Origin of the sequence: Pseudoduganella aquatica (assembly GCF_009857595.1) — a bacterium.
Lineage (GTDB): Bacteria > Pseudomonadota > Gammaproteobacteria > Burkholderiales > Burkholderiaceae_D > Rugamonas > Rugamonas aquatica_A.
Genome location: NZ_WWCU01000002.1, coordinates 298,589 through 316,495 on the forward strand (window position 1 = coordinate 298,589; position 17,907 = coordinate 316,495).

A 17,907-nucleotide genomic window follows, 5' to 3' on the forward strand; every position below is an offset into this window, starting at 1 on the left:
ATACCGTTGAAAAGGAGCGCCATGCTGCTCGCACCCACTTATTTTGAATCCGACCTGATTACGGACGCACCGTCGCAGGAGCCGTCCGCCCGCCATGCCGACGCCGCGCCGCTGGCGCGCGGCGCGCCCGAACGGGAGGGCGTCCCTATCAACATCTCCGCGCTGCGCAAGTCTTACGGCGCGCGTGAAGTGCTGCGCGGGATAGACCTGCAGTTGAAGGCGGGCGAGTTTGTGGCCATCGTCGGCCGCAGCGGCTGCGGCAAGAGCACCTTGCTGCGCGCGCTGGCGGGGCTGGAGCAGGCCGACAGCGGCAGCATCAGCATGGGCGAGGGCAAGGCCGACTTGCGCATCATGTTCCAGGAGGCGCGCCTGCTGCCTTGGAAGCCGGTGCTGGAGAACGTGGCGCTGGGCCTGCCGCATGCGCTCAACGCCGCCGCCGCCGCGCTGTCCACAGTGGGCCTGGGCGAGCGCGCCGACGATTGGCCAGCCGCGCTGTCCGGCGGCCAGAAGCAGCGCGTGGCGCTGGCGCGCGCGCTGGTGCACCAGCCGCAGGTGCTGCTGCTGGACGAACCCCTGGGCGCGCTCGATGCGCTCACCCGCATCGAGATGCAGCAGCTGATCGAGTCGCTGTGGCTGTCGCGCGGCTTCACCGCCGTTCTGGTGACTCACGACGTGACCGAGGCCGTGGCCCTGGCCGACCGCGTGCTGCTGATAGAGGACGGCGCCATTGCGCTGGACCTCGCCATCGATCTCCCCCGTCCCCGCGCCGCCGCGCGCGGCAATGGCGACAACGCTGCGGCCTTCGCCGCGCTGGAGCAGCGCATCCTCTCCCACGTGCTGCGCGCGCACGCCTGAGTGGTACATACTACCTTTGGCAGATGGGCGCTTCGGGCGCCTGTCTGTACACTGCGCTCATGAATTGCTTCAGTCTTGTGGCTACGATCGATTTTTTCGATAATAAACCGGTATATTTTCCGTTTTACAATCGATTTGCGCCAGCGCATAATCGCCGTCAATCACAAAGATAACGGGCACCCGCCCGTCCTGACAATCATTATTGACTGGAGTTTTACTATGAAAAAAATCGTTGCTCTGCTGATCGCCGCTGGCATTTCGATGGCTGCTACCGCTGCCCCGGAAACCTATGTTATCGACGGCACCCACACCTTCCCACGTTTCGAGTACTCGCACTTCGGCTACTCGAACCAGGTGAGCCGCTTCGACAAAACCGAAGGCAAGATCGTGATCGACAAAGCCGCGAAATCGGGCTCCGTGGACGTGACCATTGATGCCAAGTCGGTCAACACCGGCTTCCCGGTCTTCAACAACCACATCCAGGGCGAAGACTTCTTTGACACCGCCAAGTTCCCAACCATCACCTACAAGTCGACCAAGCTGAACTTCGCTGGCGACAAGCTGGCTTCGGTGGACGGCAACCTGACCATCAAAGGCGTCACCAAGCCTGTCACCCTGACCGTGACCTCGTTCCAGTGCATGCCGCACCCAATGCTGAAGAAAGACGCTTGCGGCGCCAACGCCGTCGCCAAAGTGCTGCGTTCGGAATTCGGCGCCGGCAAATACGCTCCTTACGTGGGCGACGAAGTCACCCTGACCTTCGCTGTCGAAGCCGTCAAGGAATAAATGAAGTAATGCAGTAAAGCAGTGCCGGCCGGCCGCCATTTTGATGTGCCCTATAAATTCAAGGACTACAATATGAATCCGGTATTTACCAGGCTGGTACTGCCTGCGGCTTTGTCCGTAGCGTTCCTCACGCCGGCCTACGCGGCCGACCTCATCATCACCAACGGCAAAGTGGCCACCATGGTCAAAGAGGGCAGCTTTGCCCAGGCCGTGGCGATGAAAGACGGCAAAATCGAAGCCGTCGGCAGCAATGCCCAGATCCTCAAACTCAAGCAAGCCAACACCCAGGTGATCGACGCCGGCGGACGCACCGTCATTCCCGGCCTGAACGACTCGCACCTGCACGTTATCCGCGAAGGCCTGAACTACAACGCCGAGCTGCGCTGGGACGGCGTGACCTCGTTGAAAAAAGCGATGGAAATGCTGAAGGAGCAGGCCGCGCGCACCCCGGAAGGCGCCTGGATCAAGGTGGTGGGCGGCTGGAACGAATTCCAGTTCGAGGAAAAGCGCTTGCCCACGCTGGAAGAAATCAACGCCGCCGTGCCGGACAAGCCGGTCTTCCTGCTGTATCTGTACGGCCTGGGCTTCCTGAACCAGAAGGGTATCCAGACCCTGGGCTATAACAAGGACACCAAATTCAAGGACGGCGTGGTGGAGCTGGACGCGGACGGCAAGCCGACCGGCAAGCTGATCGCCAAGCCGAACGCGCTGATCCTGTACACCACGCTGGCCAAGACCAATGTGCTGCCGCGCGACCAGCAGCTGAACTCCACGCTGCACTATTACCGCGAGCTGAACCGCCTGGGCGTGACCAGTGCCATCGACGCGGGCGGCGGCGGACAGAACTTCCCGGACGACTACGGCGTGACCGTCGAGCTGGCCAAGGACGGCAAGCTGACCGTGCGTACCTCTTACTACCTGTTCGCGCAGAAGCCGGGCAAGGAGCTGGAAGACTACCAGCGCTGGCTCACGCTGACCAAGCCGGACAGCAACCAGCATATGTTCTACGCCAACGGCTACACCACCGAGGGCGCGGGCGAGAACCTGGTCTGGAGCGCGGCGGACTTCGAGAACTTCCTGGAGCCGCGTCCGGACATGCCGGCCCATATGGAAGGCGAGCTGGAAGCCGTGCTGCGCCTGCTGGTGAAGAACCGCTGGCCGTTCCGCATCCACGCGACCTATGGCGAATCGATCGACCGCGACCTGGCCGTGATCGAAAAGGTGAACAAGGAAATTCCGCTGAAAGGCCTGCGCTGGTTCTTCGACCACGCCGAGACCATCAGCGACGCGCAGCTGCTGCGCGTGAAAGCGCTGGGCGGCGGCATCGCCGTGCAGGACCGCATGCACTTCCAGGGCGAACACTACTGGAAGCAGTACGGCGCGCAGACGCGCCAGATGCCGCCCATCCGCAAGATGCTGGAGATGAAACTGCCGGTGGGCCTGGGCACGGACGGCACGCGCGTGAGCAGCTACGGCCCGTGGCCGTCGGTGTACTGGGCGGTGACGGGCAAGACCGCAGGCGGCCTGAGCCTGTGGCAGCCGAAGGACATCCTGAGCCGCTACGAGGCGCTCAAGCTGATGACCGTGGGCAGCGCCTGGATGAGCGGCGAGGAAAAGCTGAAGGGCACGCTGGCCAAGGGCCAGTACGCCGACCTGGTGATTTTGCCGCAGGATTATTTCAGCATGCCGGTCGAGCAGATCAAGAACCTGGAAAGCGCGCTGACCGTGGTGAACGGCAAGGTGGTGTATGCGGGCAAGGAATTCGGCCAGTATGCGCAGCCGCTGCCGGACATCGCGCCTGACTGGAGCCCGGTCAAGCACTACGGCGGGTATCAGAACAAATGACGGGACTGCGCAAACTGGTGGGACCGTTTACGCCGGACCTGGGCATGCTGTTCGCCCGGCTTACCGGGGCGGCGCTGCTGCTGCATGTGCATGGCATACCGAAGATCGTGCATTACCAGGAAGAGCTGGCGCACATCGACGATCCGCTGGGCATGGGGCGCGCGCTGACCTTGTGGTGCGCGCTGTTTGCCGAAGTGTTCTGCCCGGTGCTGATCGCGCTGGGGTTGTTCACGCGGCTGGCGGCCTTGCCGGTGGTGTTTCTGCTGGCCGTGTCCATGGTGCTGGTGCATCCGGACTGGAGCATTGCGGAAGGGCAGTTCGGCTGGCTGCTGGTGATCGTGTTCGGCACCATCGCCCTGTCCGGCGCGGGGCGCTACTCGGTGGACGCCAGGCTGGCGGGTTACGCGCTGGCGCGCTAACCCGCCCTACGCGGCTCGTCGTGCATAGGGATCGTCGTGTACGGGGCGCATCGTGTACGGTGCTCGTCGTGCGGCGGTCTCGTCGTGTTACGGGGCACATCGTGTACGGGGCTTGTCGTGCAACTGCGTAGGGCGGGTTAGCGGCGGAGCCGCGTAACCCGCCAAAGCGCCGCTATACCAGCTGAAACCACCCCAGGGCGGCGCCTGCCGCCAGCAGCCACAGCAAATGCAGCCGCGTGCGCCAGATCACCAGGCCCGCGGCTGCCGCCAGCGCCCACAGCGGCCAGTCCTTGGCCGTCTGCGCATTGGCGGTGGCGAGAATGATGCCGGTGGACACAAGCAAGCCCACCACCACCGGCGCCATCCCTTGCTTGAACGCCCGCACGCCGCGCCGTTCGCGGTTGCGGTGCAGCCATTGCGAGGCCAGATAGGTCAGCGTGGTGCTCGGCAGCATGATGCCGCTCATGGTCACCACCACGCCCATCACGGCGGCGAACCAGCTGCCCGCGTTCAGGCCCACATTCCATCCCATCAGCGCCACAAACAGTACATTCGGCCCCGGCGCGGCCTGCGCTATGGCCACCGCGTCGTTGAATTGCGCCGGCGTGAGCCAGTGGTGCTGCTCGACCAGGTAGCGGTGCATCTCGGCCGTGGTGGAAATGGCGCCGCCTATCGACATCAGCGACAGCAGCATGTAATGGCCGAACAGGCTGATCCAGTCGCTCAGGCTCAGCACGATATGGATGGGTGGATTCATGTTTTCAGCCTGCGGTAGGTGAGCACGCAGCACAGCCCGCCTATGCCCAGCAGCACATAGGCCAGCGGAACGCGCAGGAAGGCCACCAGGGCCACGGCGAGCACGGCGGCCGGTACGCTCCAGGACAGCGGCAAGGGATGCTTGCGCAGCGTTGTGAGCAGCTTGAGGCCGGTTGCCGCGATCATGCCGGCGGACACGGCCGCCATGCCGCGCAGCGCGCCCTGCACGCCGGGATGGTCCGCGAAGTGGGCGTGCAGCACGGCCAGCATGACCACCACCAGCAGCGGCAGCGTCAGCATGCCGGCGAGGGCCGCCATGGCGCCGCGCAGGCCGAAATAGCGCGCGCCTATCACCAGCGACAGGTTGACCACATTGGGGCCGGGCATCACCTGCGCCACCGCCCATTCTTCCAGAAATTCCTCCTGCGTCAGCCAGCGCTTGCGCTCGACCATCTCGCGCTGGACCACGGCCAGCACGCCGCCGAAGCCTTGCAGGGCGAGAAAAGTGAAGGACAGAAACAGGTCGGTCAGCGAGGCTGGGCGGGGGCGATCTGGAGGGATGTCGTTGCTGGATATCATCCTGCCATTATCCTTGACTTTGGGATTTATTGTTCGATACTCCTTTCACCGGGCTTTGCCGGCCCGCCCGACCTGTGAAGGATGATGATGGATGCAATGACACTTCCAGCCCAGTTTGCAGAACTGGCCCCGCCTCAGCAGCGCTCGGATGAGCGCTCCAGCGCGATCGTCGACAAGGGCATTGCAGTGCAACGCTGTTTCAGCACCTTGTGCGCGATAGAGTATCTCAAGTCCAACAACGTCGGCCCCGACGTGATCGAACGTGTGCTGCTGCACCCGGATCTGCGCCGAAAATTCTCCCATTAAGCCCTAATTTCCTCCATTTTTCCCCGGTGCCGCAGAATTGCCGCGCCGGGCGCACTTATGCACAAAAAATGATAATAAGAAAATGCGCAAATAAATTTTGGCAGCGCTAGCTATCCACTTCCAAGTGCTTGATTTATAAGGAGATAAAATCTGCCTTTTGAACGGGCAGTTTGTAGAAAAGCCCATAGATACGGGCTGTATGGGCTGTCAAGTGGCCCTTATCCACAAAGATATCCACATTCGCTGTGGATATCGGAAAAAGCGCTTGAGAATCCGCCACTTAGCGCATGGTGGCGGCACGTTGCAGGGAGTTCAGGGGGAGATGGCTACTGTATGATTATACAGTGGTTTCTGTCAGTCCGGATTGGCGCTGGCGGCCAGCTTGCGGCCCCGCAGGGATTCTTCGGTTCCACCCAGCAGCGCGGCGGCCTTGGCGCTCAGTTCCACAATGCGCCCCTGTTCGTCCAGCACGAAGCGCACGCTGTTGTCGAGCTTGGACTGTACTTCGGCCAGGTGGCGGTCCGCTTCCACCAGGCCGGCGTAGCCGCGCAGCGAGGAGATCACGGTGGTGAACAGCTTGCGCGTGGTCAGGTCGCTCTTGCACCAGAAGTCGTTGATATCGTAGTCGAGGATGATGCTGTGTTCCAGCGCCTGGCCGGGCTGGCCGGTGCGCAGCACGATGCGCACCAGGTGGTTGTGCAGGTCGTCGCGGATCTGGCGCGCCACCTTGAGGCCGGCTTCGCTGGTTTCCATAATGACGTCCAGCAGCACCAGCGCGACGTCCGGCGTGGTGCGCAGGATGTGCAGCGCTTCGTCGCCGCTGTAGGCGTGCAGGAAGCTCAGGCGGCGGCCCTGGAAGCAGGCATTGCTGAGGGAGAATTTTGTGACAACGTGCACATCCACGTCGTCGTCTACTATCAGGACGCGCCAAGGCGCAAGAGCGGGTGCGGGGCCGGCCTGGTCCGCATTGGCAGGCACATCTTCTTCTATCATCCAGTCAGCGCTGGTATCTTCTTTCACGTCCATGCACAAATCCCGTGGGGTAAAAAATCTGTTAGTGCATCTGCTTCCGTCAACACTATTCCTCGCCTGCATTTTTGTCAAAGGATTCTATCGGACGCGGCCAAGCGGGCTCAAGAGACCGGTACGGGCATGCGGAAAATATTTTTTCAACTGGCAAAAAAGCGGCGCGTGTCGGGTTCAGGTGCCTTTGTAAGTCGTTGATTTTGTTGAGTTTAAAAAACTGCCTGCCAAATTGGCATTTTATTGAAAGCCGCACCGTTGCTGGCTTTGCGGCTTGTCAAGGGGCACTTTTCCACACCGTTATCCACAGTTGGTGTGGATAAGGTGAAAAAGCGCTTTAAAAACGGCTCTTTACGCGCTTAAGCTGAGAAAAAGGCTGGCTTGTGGTTTTTACAGCCTGGCTTTCAATCGCTCCAGTTCCGCCATGAAGCGCTCGCATGCCAGGGCGGGCGGCCAGGGCTCCCACGGCGCGCCACCGTAGACTGCGTGCAGCGGGTCCGTGTCGAGCACGGCGGCGCGTATCTTGAGCGTGCTGCGCACTTCCTCGCGCGACCAGCCCACCACATGCACCGCCTCGCTGGCCGCTGCCAGGCGGTCGGCTTTCTTGTGGACGCGGTGCTGGCCCGGCGTCCAGGCCGGCACGCCGTAGCGCAGGAAGACCGCCCGTTCCAGCCGCTGGCTCAGCTCGCGGAAGCTGTCGCCCAGAAAGGGCTTGAGCACCGAGATGCAGTCGAAGCCCAGCAGGCCTTCTTCGGCGTCGTGCAGCAGTTCGCGCAATTCCAGCACCGGGCTGAGCGCGCCGGCCCAGCTGCGCCGCAGTTGCATCACCGTCAGCGAGTGCTGCGCCACCGACAGCGGCAGGGGCCAGGCCGAATGCCCGCCCCAGCGGTAGGTGCGCGCCAGGCCCAAGGCCAGGTCGCCATCGTCCCAATCGAAGGGGGTGGGGTCGAGCAGGTCCAGCCTCTTGCCTGATGGCATACGGACCCAGGCGCGGGCTGTGTGGTCGGCGCGGCTCATCCGCATATCCTTGTTCTTTGCTTCAAGGCCGCATTGTAATCCGACTACGCTGAATAAGGAAATTGATATGCTTTTGGGCAATATTAAATTAACCCTGACCCCATTTTTCAGTGGGGCAAGCGAGGCTGGAGCAGGGCGAGGACGGCGGCTTCTTCGGGGGCGAGGGCGGATGCTGCCGGGGACGGGACCGTGCCCAGTTCGGCGCCGTCCAGGTAGGCGGCGAGGACGGCGGGGTGGATGTAGCACTTGCGGCAGATGCTGGGGGTGTTGCCGAGCTGCTGCGCCACCGTTTCGATGGCGCGCACGATGTTCTTTTTGGCTTGCGTTTCGCTGTCGAATTTCTCGAACTGGGTCAGCGCAAGGGCGGTCAGGACGGTGCCGTGCCAGGTGCGGAAGTCCTTGGCGGTATAGTCTTCGCCGCTGATGGCGCGCAGGTAGTCGTTGACGTCGGCCGAGTCTATGCTGTGGGTGGCGCCGTCGTCGCCGAGGTACTGGAACAGCTCCTGGCCCGGCAGCTCGCGGGCGCGCTGGATGATGCGGGCCAGGCGGCGGTCGCTGACCGTGACCTTGTGCATGATGCCGCTTTTGCCCCGGAACTGGAAGGCGATTGCGCTGCCGTCGATGCGCACATGGCGGTTGCGCAACGTGGTCAGGCCGAAGGACTGGTTGTCGCGCGCGTATTCCTCGTTGCCAATCCGCATTTTCGTCACTTGCAGCAGGTGCACGACCGTGGCCAGCACTTTTTCACGCGGCAGTCCCGGCAGGCTGAGCGCTGCGTCCACGGCCGCGCGGATGGCGGGCAGGGCCTGGCCGAAGGCGAGCATGCGTTCGTATTTGACCTCGTCGCGCACGCTGCGCCAGCGGGCGTGGTAGCGGTATTGCTTGCGGCCGCGCGCGTCGCGGCCGGTGGCTTGCAGGTGGCCGTTGGCGTGCGGGCAGATCCAGACTTGCTCCCAGGCTGGCGGGATGGCCAGCGCGCGTATCCGCGCCAGCGTGTCCGGGTCGCGCACCGGCTTGCCGCCGGCGTCCACGTAGCGGAAGCCTTTGCTGCTGCGCTTGCGGCTGATGCCGGGCTGGTCTCCGCTCACATAGCGCAGCCCTGCCGCCCTGGCGGTGGCGGGCGCGCCGGGAACGGGTGCTGGTTCGGCTGCTGCTGGCGGGTCGCGTTTCATCGCTGTCTTTCCTTGAGGATGACGCGATGGTAGGGCAGTTCGGCCCGCTATTCCGTTCCCTGCCGCACATAGGCCAGTGCATGGCCAGCCGCTTAGTTGGCGCTCAGGCTGGCTTCGGTGGCGTGGCGGCTGTAGGCGCGCAGGTCGGCGCAGGCCTGGTCGAGGGCGGCGGCGACTTCGGGCAGGGAGTCGACCACCAGCTGCAGCTCGCCAGCGGCGGACAGCTTTTCCAGGTCGTGGCAGAGGCTGTGCAGGCCGGTGTCGCTGAGGTAGCCCGCGCTGCCCTTGAGCGCGTGGAAGGCGGCCGAGGCGGCGTGGCTTTTGCCGCCCAGCGCGGCCTTGCGCGCCACTTCCAGGCGCCGTGGGGCCTCTTCCAGGAAGGCTTGCGTGATGCGCTGCATGTGCTTGGGCGACAGCCCGGCCAGCGGCATGATGCTGATCTTGCCTTGCGCTTCGGCGCCGGCCTCGCCGCTGTCTGCGCAGGCGGGCGGCTCCACGCCGAACTGGGCCGCCAGCTCGGCCTCGCTGGGAGTGGCCGGGCGGACGGAAGGGGCGGGGCCGGGCGACGCCAGCGTGTAGCCGGAGTGCCAGTCTTCTTCCTCCGGTTCGGCTGCCGGCGGCGGGCCGCAGGGCGGCAGTTCGCGGCCGCGCACAATCAGCTGGGCGATGGTTTTTTCAATCTGGTCGTACAGCAGCCGCTCGTCTACCGGCTTGCTGAGGAAGCCGTCCATGCCCACGGCCAGGTAGCGCGCGCGGTCGTGGTCGCTGGCGTTGGCGGTCAGCGCGATGATGGGCACACAGGTGTCGCGCACGCGGTAGTCTTCCGTGCCGCCGCGCCGTATCAGGCGCGCGGCCTGCTCGCCGTCCATGCTGGGCATGCGGCCGTCCATCAGCACCAGGTCGTAGTCGGCGCTGCTGAGCGCTTCCAGCGATTCGATGCCGTTTTCCACCAGCACCACTTCGTGGCCCATGGCTTCGAGCAGGGTGCTGATGATGATCTGGTTGGTGCGCACGTCTTCGGCGCACAGGATGCGCAGGCGGTAGGCGTGGCGCTGTTCGCGCGGCGCGGCCGGCACGCTGGCTTCGGGCGGCGTGCCTAGCGTCAGCGGCAGCGTGAAGTAGAAGCTGGAGCCCACGCCGGGCTGGCTGGCCACGCCGATCTCGCCGCCCATCAGCTCCACCAGCTCCTTGCAGATGGCCAGGCCCAGGCCGGTGCCGCCGTAGCGGCGCGTGGTGGACATGTCGGCCTGCTCGAATTTCTGGAATAGGCGCTCCATCGTGGTTTCGCTGATGCCGGGGCCGGTGTCGCTGATGCTGAACTGCAGCATGGTGACGCCGCGCTTGTCCTTGCCGGCGGCCGCCTCCAGGCGCACTTCGCCGCGGTCGGTGAATTTGATGGCGTTGCCGAGCAGGTTGAGCAGGATCTGGCGGATGCGGGTGGGGTCGCCCAGCACGTAGCGCGGCAGGTCCAGCGCCAGTTCGCGCCGCAGCAGCAGGCTCTTGGCGTCGGCCTGCGCCTGCAGGATGCCGATGGCTTCGTCGATCAGGGTGCGCAGGTCCACGCTGATGGTTTCGATCGACAGCTTGCCAGCGTCGATCTTGGAGAAGTCCAGGATGTCGTTGAGGATGGCCAGCAGCGCTTCGCTGTTTTGCAGGCCGATGCGCAGGTATTCCTCGGTGCGGCCCTGCACGGTCTGGTCGCGCAGCGCGAACTTGAGCATGCCGATCACGCCCGCCAGCGGGGTGCGGATGTCGTGGCTCATGGCGGACAGGAAGTCGATGCGGTGGCGGCTGACGATCTCGGCGTGCTCCTTGGCTTCGGTCAGCTCGGCGGTGCGTTCGTTCACGCGCTGCTCAAGGTGGTTGCGCAGCAGGCGGATCTGGTCGGCCAGGGCGAAGGCCAGCAGCACGCCGTCCAGCGTGCCGCCGAGCAGCGTGAACAGCTGCGCGTTTTCCACGGCGGCCGGGATCAGGCCGATATTGGCGGGCAGGATCAGCAGGCCGGGCAGCATCAGCGCAATAAAACCGAGCACGAAGAAGCGCGCCGGCTGGTAGCCGTTTTTCCAGACGATGACGCCGCTGGCCAGGGCCAGCGTCATCCACACCATGATGGCGACGGTGGCCAGCGTGTGCGCCCAGCTCAGCGCGATAAAGCAGCTGGGCAGCAGGGCCAGCGGCAGCACGAGGTTGATGGTGCTGAGCTTGTACAGCACCGGCGACTTGTCGCGCAGCTGCAAAAAGGTGCGGTAGAACAGCGTGCTCAGCACCGGCAGCAGGAAGAAGGGGATGTAGTGGATGTGCAGATTGTGCCAGCCGAACAGGTCGGCGGGCAGGTGGAAGGTCAGGCCCCAGCCGGCCGCGTAGCACAGCACGTAGAGCGAGTAGTACAGCGGCGCGCGTTCGCGCGTGTAGCTGTAGATGAAGAAGTTGAACACGCCCAGCGCGAGCAGGGCGCCGATGGAGCCGATGATAAGGAAGTTTTCGCGCGCCACCAGCTGCAGGTAGGCCGGGCGCGGCGTGACGGCGAACACCGGCGTGCGGGCGTAATAGGGGCTGCTGAAGCGTATCAGCACTTCGTAGCTTTCGCCGGGCTGCAGTTCGATGTCTTTGCCGTAGTGCAGCAGGTATTCGTGCGGGGCGCGGTAGCCGGACAGCAGGCGCTGCACGGCGCCGTCGGGGCCGTAGATGCGGGTTTCCACGGCGTCGATCAGGGTGTCGTTGGGGTCGATGACCCAGGCGGTCTGGCGGCTGTCGTTGCGCAGGCTGGCGTGCAGCCAGTAGCCGCCGCCCAGCAGGTCCACTTCGCTGGCGGGCTTGAGCGTGGCGATCAAGGCGGGCAGGCCGGCCGCGCTGGCGGGGAAGGTCTCAGCCCCGGCCTGGTAGAGGCGGGCGCTGCGCATCAGGTCCTGCGATTGCGGGCTGGTCAGCACGGCCTGTCCGAGGCGGGTGTCGGCCGTGGCCTGGGCATGGGCGGGCGAGGCGAGCACAAGGATGAGCAGACAAGCGGCAAGGCAAGGGAACATCGCGGCGAGGCGACTGAATATCTTGCTGGCTGTACTCATGTTGTTTGCCAAGGGCATCGCGCTGGGATAGTAGAATGGCGGAAATCTTGCCTCATTTTAATCGACTATTCAGGGAAACCCCTATCTTGCTGATCTCTCCGGAACAAATCGTTGCCTTTCTGGCCGCTGCGGTGGTGATAACTGTGTCGCCCGGCCCGGACAATTTAATGGTGCTGGGCATGGGCATGTCGCGCGGACGCGCCAAGGGCATCGTGTTCGGGCTGGGCTGCGCGCTGGGCTGCCTGAGCCATACGCTGCTGGCCACGCTGGGCGTGAGCGCGCTGATCGCCGCCTCGCCGCTGGCGTTCACCGCCCTGAAAGTGGCGGGCGGCGTGTATCTGATCTGGCTGGGCTGGGGCGCGTTGCGCAGTCCGGGCGGCGCGCGCGTGGAGGGCGGCGGCCTGCCGGACGAGTCCCTGCTGCGCCTGTTCGGCAAGGGGCTTTTTGCCAACAGTATCAATCCGAAAGTGGTGCTGTTTTTCCTGTCCTTTTTGCCGCAGTTCGTGGTGCCGGGCAACGGCCCCGTGAGCTGGCAGACTGCCCAGCTGGGCCTGCTGTTCACCTTGCAGGCCTGCGTGCTGTTCGGCCTGCTGGGCTATTTCTCGGGCGCCATCGGCAAGTGGCTGAACCGCAGCCCGCGCGCGGGGCTGTGGATGGACCGCATCGCGGGCACCATCTTTATCGGCCTGGGCATCCGCCTCATCGTTGCCCGTTAATTCGCCACCGCCTCGATGCGGAAGCGCAGCTCCAGCTCGTCCTGCACGGCCAGCGCGCCGCCCAGCACGGAATAAGGCTGGATGCCGAAGTCGGTCTGCTTGAGCCTGAGCGTGCCGGCGGCGCTGATGCCGTTGGCGCGCGGCGTCAGCACGGCGGGGATGGCGTAGCGGCGGGTAACGCCGTGCAGCGTGATGGCGGCCTGCAAAGGGCCTTCCGGCGTGCTGACCGCGTTCACCTGCACGTAGGGGTATTTTTCCGCCTCCAGCACCTTGTTGAGCATATTGTTGCGGGTCCCGGCGATGGCGTCCGCCGCCGGCACGCTGGTCATGCCGGCTTCGGCGCGCAGGGCGCTTTCATCCACGGTCAGCTGGTCCAGGCGGAAACGGAAGTCGGTGTGGCCGGGCTGGCCGCCTGCCGGGGCCACGGCCTGGCCCTCGATGCTGCGGCTGGCCACCACGTGGTCGTGCCCCATCCGCGCCAGCAGGCCGCCGCGCCGCACGGTGACGGCGATCAGGGAGTTTTGCGGGTCGATGCGCAGCAGTTGCCGGGCGGCGGCGGGCGCGGCGGAGGCAGGAGCAGGTGTGCGGGGCCGGGCTGCGGCCGGGGCGGCTGGGGCTGCGGATGCAGGCGCGGAAGCTGCCACCGATGCCGGAGCCGGCGGTGTTCCTAGCGGCGCCGGCGCGCAGGCACACAGCAGTGCGGGAAGCAGGACCGCGCCCAGTGTGGCGCGCGGCAGTGGCTTTTTTGCGATTGTTACTTTTCGAGAGTTTTGCAGGGGTAAGTTTGTCATATTCTGTGCATGAGACCTGAACGCAAACCATACCACCGAATAGCAGGGCAATGTCATGCGCCTGTCACGACGCTGTGCGATGATGGTTCCGCTCTCAAATCTCTCCCGATTTGAATCCCTTGGCCCGCAATGCAAAACATTGCGGGTTTTTTTTGCCCCTTTAGAGCTGGAAGACGCGCACCACCTGCGCCAGCGAGGCCGCTTCCTCCTGCAGCGAGGCGGCCGCTGCGGCGGCTTGCTCCACCAGGGCGGCGTTCTGCTGCGTTACCTCGTCCATGCGGGTGATGGCGGTGTTGACCTGGGCGATGCCGGCGTTCTGCTCCTGGCTGGCCGCTGAAATCTCGGTCATGATGCCGGTCACATGGGCCACGCTGGACACCACTTCGTCCATGGTGGAACCGGCCTGCTGCACCAGCTTGCTGCCTGCCTCCACCTGTTCGACCGAGGCGTTGATCAGCTCCTTGATTTCCTTGGCCGCGCCGGCCGAGCGCTGCGCCAGGTTGCGCACTTCGCTAGCCACCACGGCGAAGCCGCGCCCTTGCTCGCCCGCGCGCGCGGCCTCCACGGCGGCGTTCAGCGCCAGGATATTGGTCTGGAAGGCGATGCCGTCGATGACGCTGATAATGTCCACAATCTTGCGCGAGGACTGGTTGATCGTGCCCATGGTCTCCACCACTTGCGACACCACCTGCCCGCCGCGCGCGGCCGTGTCGGACGCGGCCACGGCCAGGCGGTTGGCCTCCAGCGCGTTCTCCGCGTTCTGGCGCACGGTGGCGGTGAGCTGCTCCATGGCGGCGGCGGTTTCCTCCAGGTTGGAGGCTTGCTGCTCGGTGCGCTGGCACAGGTCCTGGTTGCCGGTGGCGATCTCGCTGGTGGCCGTGGCGATATGTTCGGCGCCCGCGCGCACCTGGCCCACCACGCCGGACAGCTTGCCGCTGATGCCGTTCATGGCGCCGCACAGTTTGCCGATTTCGTCCTTGCTGGTGGTGTGCAGCGTGACCGTGAGGTCGCCCTCGGCGATGCGCTCGGCCGCGCCTTCGGCTTCCACCAGCGGCCGCGTGACGTAGTTGCGCACCAACAGCATCAGCGCCACGGCGAAGGCGGCCAGCGCGACAAAGCCGAACATGACGTAGCGGTTGCGCAGGCGTACCGCGTCCATGGTGATTTCCTCGGCGTAGGCGCCGCCGGCGATCACCCAGTTCCAGTCCGGGAAGGCGGTGTAGACCACCACTTTTTCGCGCGCCGAGCTTTCGCCCGGATTCAGCCAGGGGTAGCGTATCAGTCCCTGCTTCTTCTCGATGATCTCCTTGATGAATTCGCGGCCGCCGGCGTCCTTGCTGTCGATGATGTTGGCGCCTTCCTTGGCCGGGTGCACAACCAGCGTGCCGGCCGCCTTGCCGGGCGTGGAGTCGAGCACGTAGAAGTAGCCGGTCTGGCCCACCTTGATGGACTTGATCTTGTCCTTGAGCGCGCGCAGCGAGGCGCTGACGTCGACCCCGACGAACAGGATGCCGATCACCTTGCCGCCCGCGTTGCGGATGGGGTCATAGCGCGTCATGTACTGCTTGCCGAACAGCGTGGCCAGGCCGGTGTAGTTGTCGCCGGCGCGCAGCTTGGCGTAGCCGGGGTGGGCGCGGTCGAGCAGGGTGCCGATGGCGCGTTCGCCGTTTTCCTTTTTCAGCGAAGTGGATATGCGGATGAAATCCTCGCCGGTGGCGGCGAAGATCGTGGCCACGCTGCCGCTGTTGCGCTGGAATTTGTCCGGCACGCTGAAGTCCATATTGAGGACCTGCTCGCCGTTCTTCAGCGTGGGCGCGGGTTTGCCGGCCACGTCGGTGGTGGCGCTTTCGTCGAGCGTGAACTTGCCGTCGAAGGAGGCCGCCAGCATGCCGGCGTAGCCCGCCGTCTGCGCCTTGAGCGTGGTGTTGAAGATGTCCACCATGTCGGTCACGCCTTGCAGTTCCTGGCGCACGCTGTGGGTGCTGTTTTCTTCCAGCAGATTGGTGGTGGCGCTGCTGATCAGCAGGATCAGGATGCCGATGATGGCGCTGACCAGCGCAAAGGTGAAGGCGGTAATTTTGGCGCCCACGCCCCACAGGCGGGGATCGAATTTGCTGTCTCTCATGTTTGGCCCAGTCTGAATTGTCACTTTTGTACTTGTCGAATTTAATGAAGTCCTAAGCCTTGTCTTCATCAATGCTGGCAAAGTAGCACCTGTAGCGCGCGGTCTCCTCCGTGCGCCAGGTTGCCATATCCCTTAGATGCGGCACGATATCCCCGCGCTCTAAAAAGCGTTTTGACCGGCTCCCTCCAAAGATCGCCGGTCTTTTTTTGCCTGCCGATTTCTTTCGCTACCCGCCTTGTGGGCGTTTTGTACGGGACAAGGCAGTTTCGCCTACACTGGCGGACACTGCAACCAAAAAAGGGTGTCCGATGATAGACCTGTACACGGCAGCAACACCGAACGGCCACAAGATTTCCATCGCGCTGGAGGAACTGGCGCTGCCCTACACACTGCACGCGCTGGACCTGGCCGCCAATGTGCAGAAGGAGCCGTGGTTCCTGGCCCTGAATCCAAACGGCCGCATCCCGGCCATTGTCGACCGCGAGGCGGGCGATTTCGCCGTGTTCGAGTCCGGCGCCATCCTGATTTACCTGGCCGAGAAAACCGGGCGCCTGATGCCGTCCGACCCCAAGGGCCGCTCGCAGGTGCTGCAATGGCTGATGTTCCAGATGGGCGGCGTGGGGCCGATGATGGGCCAGGCCAATGTGTTCTTCCGCTACTTCCCCGAAAAAATCCAGGCCGCCATCGACCGCTACCAGGGCGAGAGCAAGCGCCTGTTCCGCGTGCTGGACGGCCACCTGGCGCGGCATGAATACCTGGCCGGCGACTACTCCATTGCCGACATCGCGAACTGGGCCTGGGTGCGCACGCATAGCTGGTCCGGGGTGGATGTGGACGGTTTGCCACATTTGCAGCGCTGGCTGGCGCTGGTGGGCGAGCGGCCGGCGGTGCGGCGCGGCATACAGCTGCCGCCGTCGCGGCTGGACCGCGCCTCCAGCCCGGAAAAAGCCGAGCAATTTGCGGCCGAAGCGCGCAAAATGCTCGAGACCGGACAATCACGCGAGAAAGGCGTCTAGAGCATGAAACTGTACACGAGCGCGCGCGCGCCCAATCCCCGCCGGGTGGCGATGTTCATGGCCGAGAAAGGCATCACGCTGGACACGCAGCTGATAGACCTGGGCAAGCTGGAGAACCGCGATCCGGCCTTCCTGGCCAAGAACCCCTTTGGCCGCGTGCCCGCGCTGGAACTGGACGACGGCCGCGTGCTGTGCGAGACGCGCGCCATCTGTTCCTATCTTGAGGGCGTTTATCCGGAACCCAACCTGATGGGCGAGGGCTTCGAGGAGCGCGCCTTTATCGAGATGGCGGACCGCCGCATCGAGCTGCATGTGTTTGCGGGCATCGCCAACTGCGTGCGGCATACGCATCCCGGCCTGGCGGCGCTGGAGCAGCCGCAGTTCCCTGACTACGGCGCGGCGCAGGGCGAGAAAATGCGCGAGTGGGCGCGCTGGCTGGACCAGACGCTGGCGGCGCAGCCTTTCGTGGCGGGGCAGCGTTTCACCATCGCCGACATTACGGCCTTCTGCGCCATGGAGTTCGCGCGCGGGCTGATGAAGTTCCGTCCCGGCCAGGAAGGCATGGAGCACCTGCAGGCCTGGCGCGACCGCATGGCCGAACGTCCCAGCGCGGCGGCGGGCTGACCTTCCGGCCATGAGCGGCGCGCGCCCGTCACGCAAGTTCGCCGGCCGGCGGCTTGTGCTGCGGGCCGGCGCCGCAGCCGGCCTGGCTGCGGGCGTATCCGCCGCGATGGGCCAGCCGTCCAAGCCGCCGGCGCCGCTCAAGGTGGTGGCCTTCAGCCTGGTCCCATTCGGTTTGCTGGATGCCTCGGGCCGGCCGGCAGGCATGATCGTCGATTTCCAGAAGCTGCTGGCGGCCGAAAGCGGCCTGGCGATGGACGTGCAGGTCGTGCCGTATCCGCGCGCCGTTGCTATGATGGTGGCCGGCGATGCGGACCTCTTGTTCAGTTTCCCCAATGCCCAGCTGCGCGAGCATGCGCACAGCCTCGGCGTGATCGGCCACGTCGATGTGGTGGTGATGGGCCTGGCGGGCAGCCGCTATGGCAGCGCGGAGGAGCTGCGCGGCAAGCGCGTGGGACATATCCGGGGCGCCGAGTACGATATGGCGCTGCAGTCCGACCCGGCGGTGGCGCGCTATGAAACGGTCACCTACGAACAGACCGTGCGCATGCTGCTGGAAGGCCGCTACGACGCGATGCTGGGCGTGCGCCCGTCCTTCCTGTACACCATGCGGCGGCTGGGCGTGCCGCGCCAGAAGCTCGGGCCGGAACTGGTGCTGCGCAAAGGCGAACTGCTGCTCCACTATTCCAACAAGCGCTACAAGCCGCAGACGGCGGCCACGCTGGTGCGCGCGCTCGCCGCACTGCGCGAGCGCGGCGCACTGGCCGCGCTGTTCAAGGCCTACGAGGACGGCGGCATGCCGCCCTGAGACCTGGCGC

17 protein-coding genes are annotated in these 17,907 nt (G+C 64.8%); 9 read left to right on the forward strand and 8 right to left on the reverse strand.

The window, feature by feature from the left end; all coding sequences use genetic code 11:
* Positions 1-21 precede the first annotated feature (21 nt).
* The 4 genes from GTP77_RS03230 to GTP77_RS03245 all read left to right on the forward strand — a co-directional run bounded on the left by GTP77_RS03230 (position 22) and on the right by GTP77_RS03245 (position 3,905).
* The gene (locus tag GTP77_RS03230; RefSeq protein WP_161070716.1) at positions 22-855 is read left to right on the forward strand and encodes an ATP-binding cassette domain-containing protein; all 834 of its coding nucleotides are present in this window, start codon (positions 22-24) and stop codon (positions 853-855) included.
* Between the two features lie 219 nt (positions 856-1,074).
* Complete coding sequence (locus GTP77_RS03235) at positions 1,075-1,641, forward strand: YceI family protein (protein WP_161070717.1); 567 nt, start codon at positions 1,075-1,077, stop codon at positions 1,639-1,641.
* A gap of 72 nt (positions 1,642-1,713) precedes the next feature.
* Positions 1,714-3,486: an amidohydrolase gene (locus tag GTP77_RS03240; protein WP_161070718.1), complete on the forward strand. Its 1,773-nt coding sequence runs from the start codon at positions 1,714-1,716 to the stop codon at positions 3,484-3,486.
* Entirely contained in the window at positions 3,483-3,905 is a 423-nt protein-coding gene (locus GTP77_RS03245) for a DoxX family protein (protein WP_161070719.1), read from the forward strand. Before GTP77_RS03240 ends, GTP77_RS03245 begins: the two co-directional genes overlap by 4 nt.
* Before the next feature lie 172 nt (positions 3,906-4,077).
* Here the strand turns inward: GTP77_RS03245 and GTP77_RS03250 are convergent, their stop codons facing one another.
* Complete coding sequence (locus tag GTP77_RS03250) at positions 4,078-4,662, reverse strand: chromate transporter (RefSeq protein ID WP_161070720.1); 585 nt, start codon at positions 4,660-4,662, stop codon at positions 4,078-4,080.
* The gene (locus GTP77_RS03255; RefSeq protein ID WP_161070721.1) at positions 4,659-5,240 is read right to left on the reverse strand and encodes a chromate transporter; all 582 of its coding nucleotides are present in this window, start codon (positions 5,238-5,240) and stop codon (positions 4,659-4,661) included. Before GTP77_RS03255 ends, GTP77_RS03250 begins: the two co-directional genes overlap by 4 nt.
* A 96-nt stretch (positions 5,241-5,336) precedes the next feature.
* Here GTP77_RS03255 and GTP77_RS03260 point away from each other — a divergent pair, with 96 nt between their 5' ends.
* Entirely contained in the window at positions 5,337-5,546 is a 210-nt protein-coding gene (locus tag GTP77_RS03260) for a hypothetical protein (protein ID WP_161070722.1), read from the forward strand.
* 354 nt (positions 5,547-5,900) lie between these two features.
* Here the strand turns inward: GTP77_RS03260 and GTP77_RS03265 are convergent, their stop codons facing one another.
* From GTP77_RS03265 to GTP77_RS03280, 4 genes are all read right to left on the reverse strand, one after another.
* On the reverse strand, positions 5,901-6,572 hold the full coding sequence (locus GTP77_RS03265) for a response regulator (protein WP_229202053.1): 672 nt from the start codon (positions 6,570-6,572) through the stop codon (positions 5,901-5,903).
* Between the two features lie 387 nt (positions 6,573-6,959).
* Positions 6,960-7,586, reverse strand: a complete 627-nt coding sequence (locus GTP77_RS03270; RefSeq protein ID WP_161070723.1) for a phosphohydrolase — start codon at positions 7,584-7,586, stop codon at positions 6,960-6,962.
* Between the two features lie 107 nt (positions 7,587-7,693).
* Entirely contained in the window at positions 7,694-8,758 is a 1,065-nt protein-coding gene (locus GTP77_RS03275) for a DNA topoisomerase IB (protein WP_161070724.1), read from the reverse strand.
* Between the two features lie 92 nt (positions 8,759-8,850).
* Positions 8,851-11,820 carry a hybrid sensor histidine kinase/response regulator gene (locus tag GTP77_RS03280; protein ID WP_229202054.1) on the reverse strand — a complete coding sequence of 990 codons (2,970 nt, stop codon included), beginning with the start codon at positions 11,818-11,820 and terminating at the stop codon, positions 8,851-8,853.
* 86 nt (positions 11,821-11,906) lie between these two features.
* Between GTP77_RS03280 and GTP77_RS03285 the strand changes: the two genes are divergently transcribed.
* Positions 11,907-12,536 carry a LysE family translocator gene (locus tag GTP77_RS03285; protein WP_161070725.1) on the forward strand — a complete coding sequence of 210 codons (630 nt, stop codon included), beginning with the start codon at positions 11,907-11,909 and terminating at the stop codon, positions 12,534-12,536.
* On the opposite strand, the gene GTP77_RS03290 is transcribed toward GTP77_RS03285, so the two are convergent.
* A complete protein-coding gene (locus GTP77_RS03290) occupies positions 12,533-13,180 on the reverse strand; it encodes a YceI family protein (RefSeq protein WP_371869314.1) in 648 nt (215 codons plus the stop codon). The genes GTP77_RS03285 and GTP77_RS03290 overlap by 4 nt on opposite strands.
* Positions 13,181-13,487: 307 nt before the next feature.
* A complete protein-coding gene (locus GTP77_RS03295) occupies positions 13,488-15,452 on the reverse strand; it encodes a methyl-accepting chemotaxis protein (protein WP_161070727.1) in 1,965 nt (654 codons plus the stop codon).
* 308 nt (positions 15,453-15,760) lie between these two features.
* Here GTP77_RS03295 and GTP77_RS03300 point away from each other — a divergent pair, with 308 nt between their 5' ends.
* The 3 genes from GTP77_RS03300 to GTP77_RS03310 are packed head-to-tail and all read left to right on the forward strand — an operon-like array spanning position 15,761 to position 17,897.
* Positions 15,761-16,468, forward strand: a complete 708-nt coding sequence (locus GTP77_RS03300; RefSeq protein WP_161070728.1) for a glutathione S-transferase family protein — start codon at positions 15,761-15,763, stop codon at positions 16,466-16,468.
* A 3-nt stretch (positions 16,469-16,471) separates the two neighbouring features.
* On the forward strand, positions 16,472-17,092 hold the full coding sequence (locus GTP77_RS03305; protein WP_161070729.1) for a glutathione S-transferase family protein: 621 nt from the start codon (positions 16,472-16,474) through the stop codon (positions 17,090-17,092).
* 10 nt (positions 17,093-17,102) lie between these two features.
* Complete coding sequence (locus GTP77_RS03310) at positions 17,103-17,897, forward strand: substrate-binding periplasmic protein (RefSeq protein WP_161070730.1); 795 nt, start codon at positions 17,103-17,105, stop codon at positions 17,895-17,897.
* Positions 17,898-17,907 lie beyond the last annotated feature (10 nt).

Bases quoted from the DNA above. Each gene is read 5' to 3' on its own strand.
- GTP77_RS03270 (WP_161070723.1), bottom strand. From the start codon at position 7,586: ATGAGCCGCGCCGACCACACAGCCCGCGCCTGGGTCCGTATGCCATCA.
- GTP77_RS03240 (WP_161070718.1), top strand. From the start codon at position 1,714: ATGAATCCGGTATTTACCAGGCTGGTACTGCCTGCGGCTTTGTCCGTA.
- GTP77_RS03230 (WP_161070716.1), top strand. From the start codon at position 22: ATGCTGCTCGCACCCACTTATTTTGAATCCGACCTGATTACGGACGCA.
- GTP77_RS03245 (WP_161070719.1), top strand. From the start codon at position 3,483: ATGACGGGACTGCGCAAACTGGTGGGACCGTTTACGCCGGACCTGGGC.
- GTP77_RS03250 (WP_161070720.1), bottom strand. From the start codon at position 4,662: ATGAATCCACCCATCCATATCGTGCTGAGCCTGAGCGACTGGATCAGC.
- GTP77_RS03295 (WP_161070727.1), bottom strand. From the start codon at position 15,452: ATGAGAGACAGCAAATTCGATCCCCGCCTGTGGGGCGTGGGCGCCAAA.
- GTP77_RS03265 (WP_229202053.1), bottom strand. From the start codon at position 6,572: ATGGACGTGAAAGAAGATACCAGCGCTGACTGGATGATAGAAGAAGAT.
- GTP77_RS03300 (WP_161070728.1), top strand. From the start codon at position 15,761: ATGATAGACCTGTACACGGCAGCAACACCGAACGGCCACAAGATTTCC.
- GTP77_RS03255 (WP_161070721.1), bottom strand. From the start codon at position 5,240: ATGATATCCAGCAACGACATCCCTCCAGATCGCCCCCGCCCAGCCTCG.
- GTP77_RS03305 (WP_161070729.1), top strand. From the start codon at position 16,472: ATGAAACTGTACACGAGCGCGCGCGCGCCCAATCCCCGCCGGGTGGCG.
- GTP77_RS03280 (WP_229202054.1), bottom strand. From the start codon at position 11,820: ATGAGTACAGCCAGCAAGATATTCAGTCGCCTCGCCGCGATGTTCCCT.
- GTP77_RS03260 (WP_161070722.1), top strand. From the start codon at position 5,337: ATGACACTTCCAGCCCAGTTTGCAGAACTGGCCCCGCCTCAGCAGCGC.
- GTP77_RS03235 (WP_161070717.1), top strand. From the start codon at position 1,075: ATGAAAAAAATCGTTGCTCTGCTGATCGCCGCTGGCATTTCGATGGCT.
- GTP77_RS03310 (WP_161070730.1), top strand. From the start codon at position 17,103: ATGAGCGGCGCGCGCCCGTCACGCAAGTTCGCCGGCCGGCGGCTTGTG.
- GTP77_RS03275 (WP_161070724.1), bottom strand. From the start codon at position 8,758: ATGAAACGCGACCCGCCAGCAGCAGCCGAACCAGCACCCGTTCCCGGC.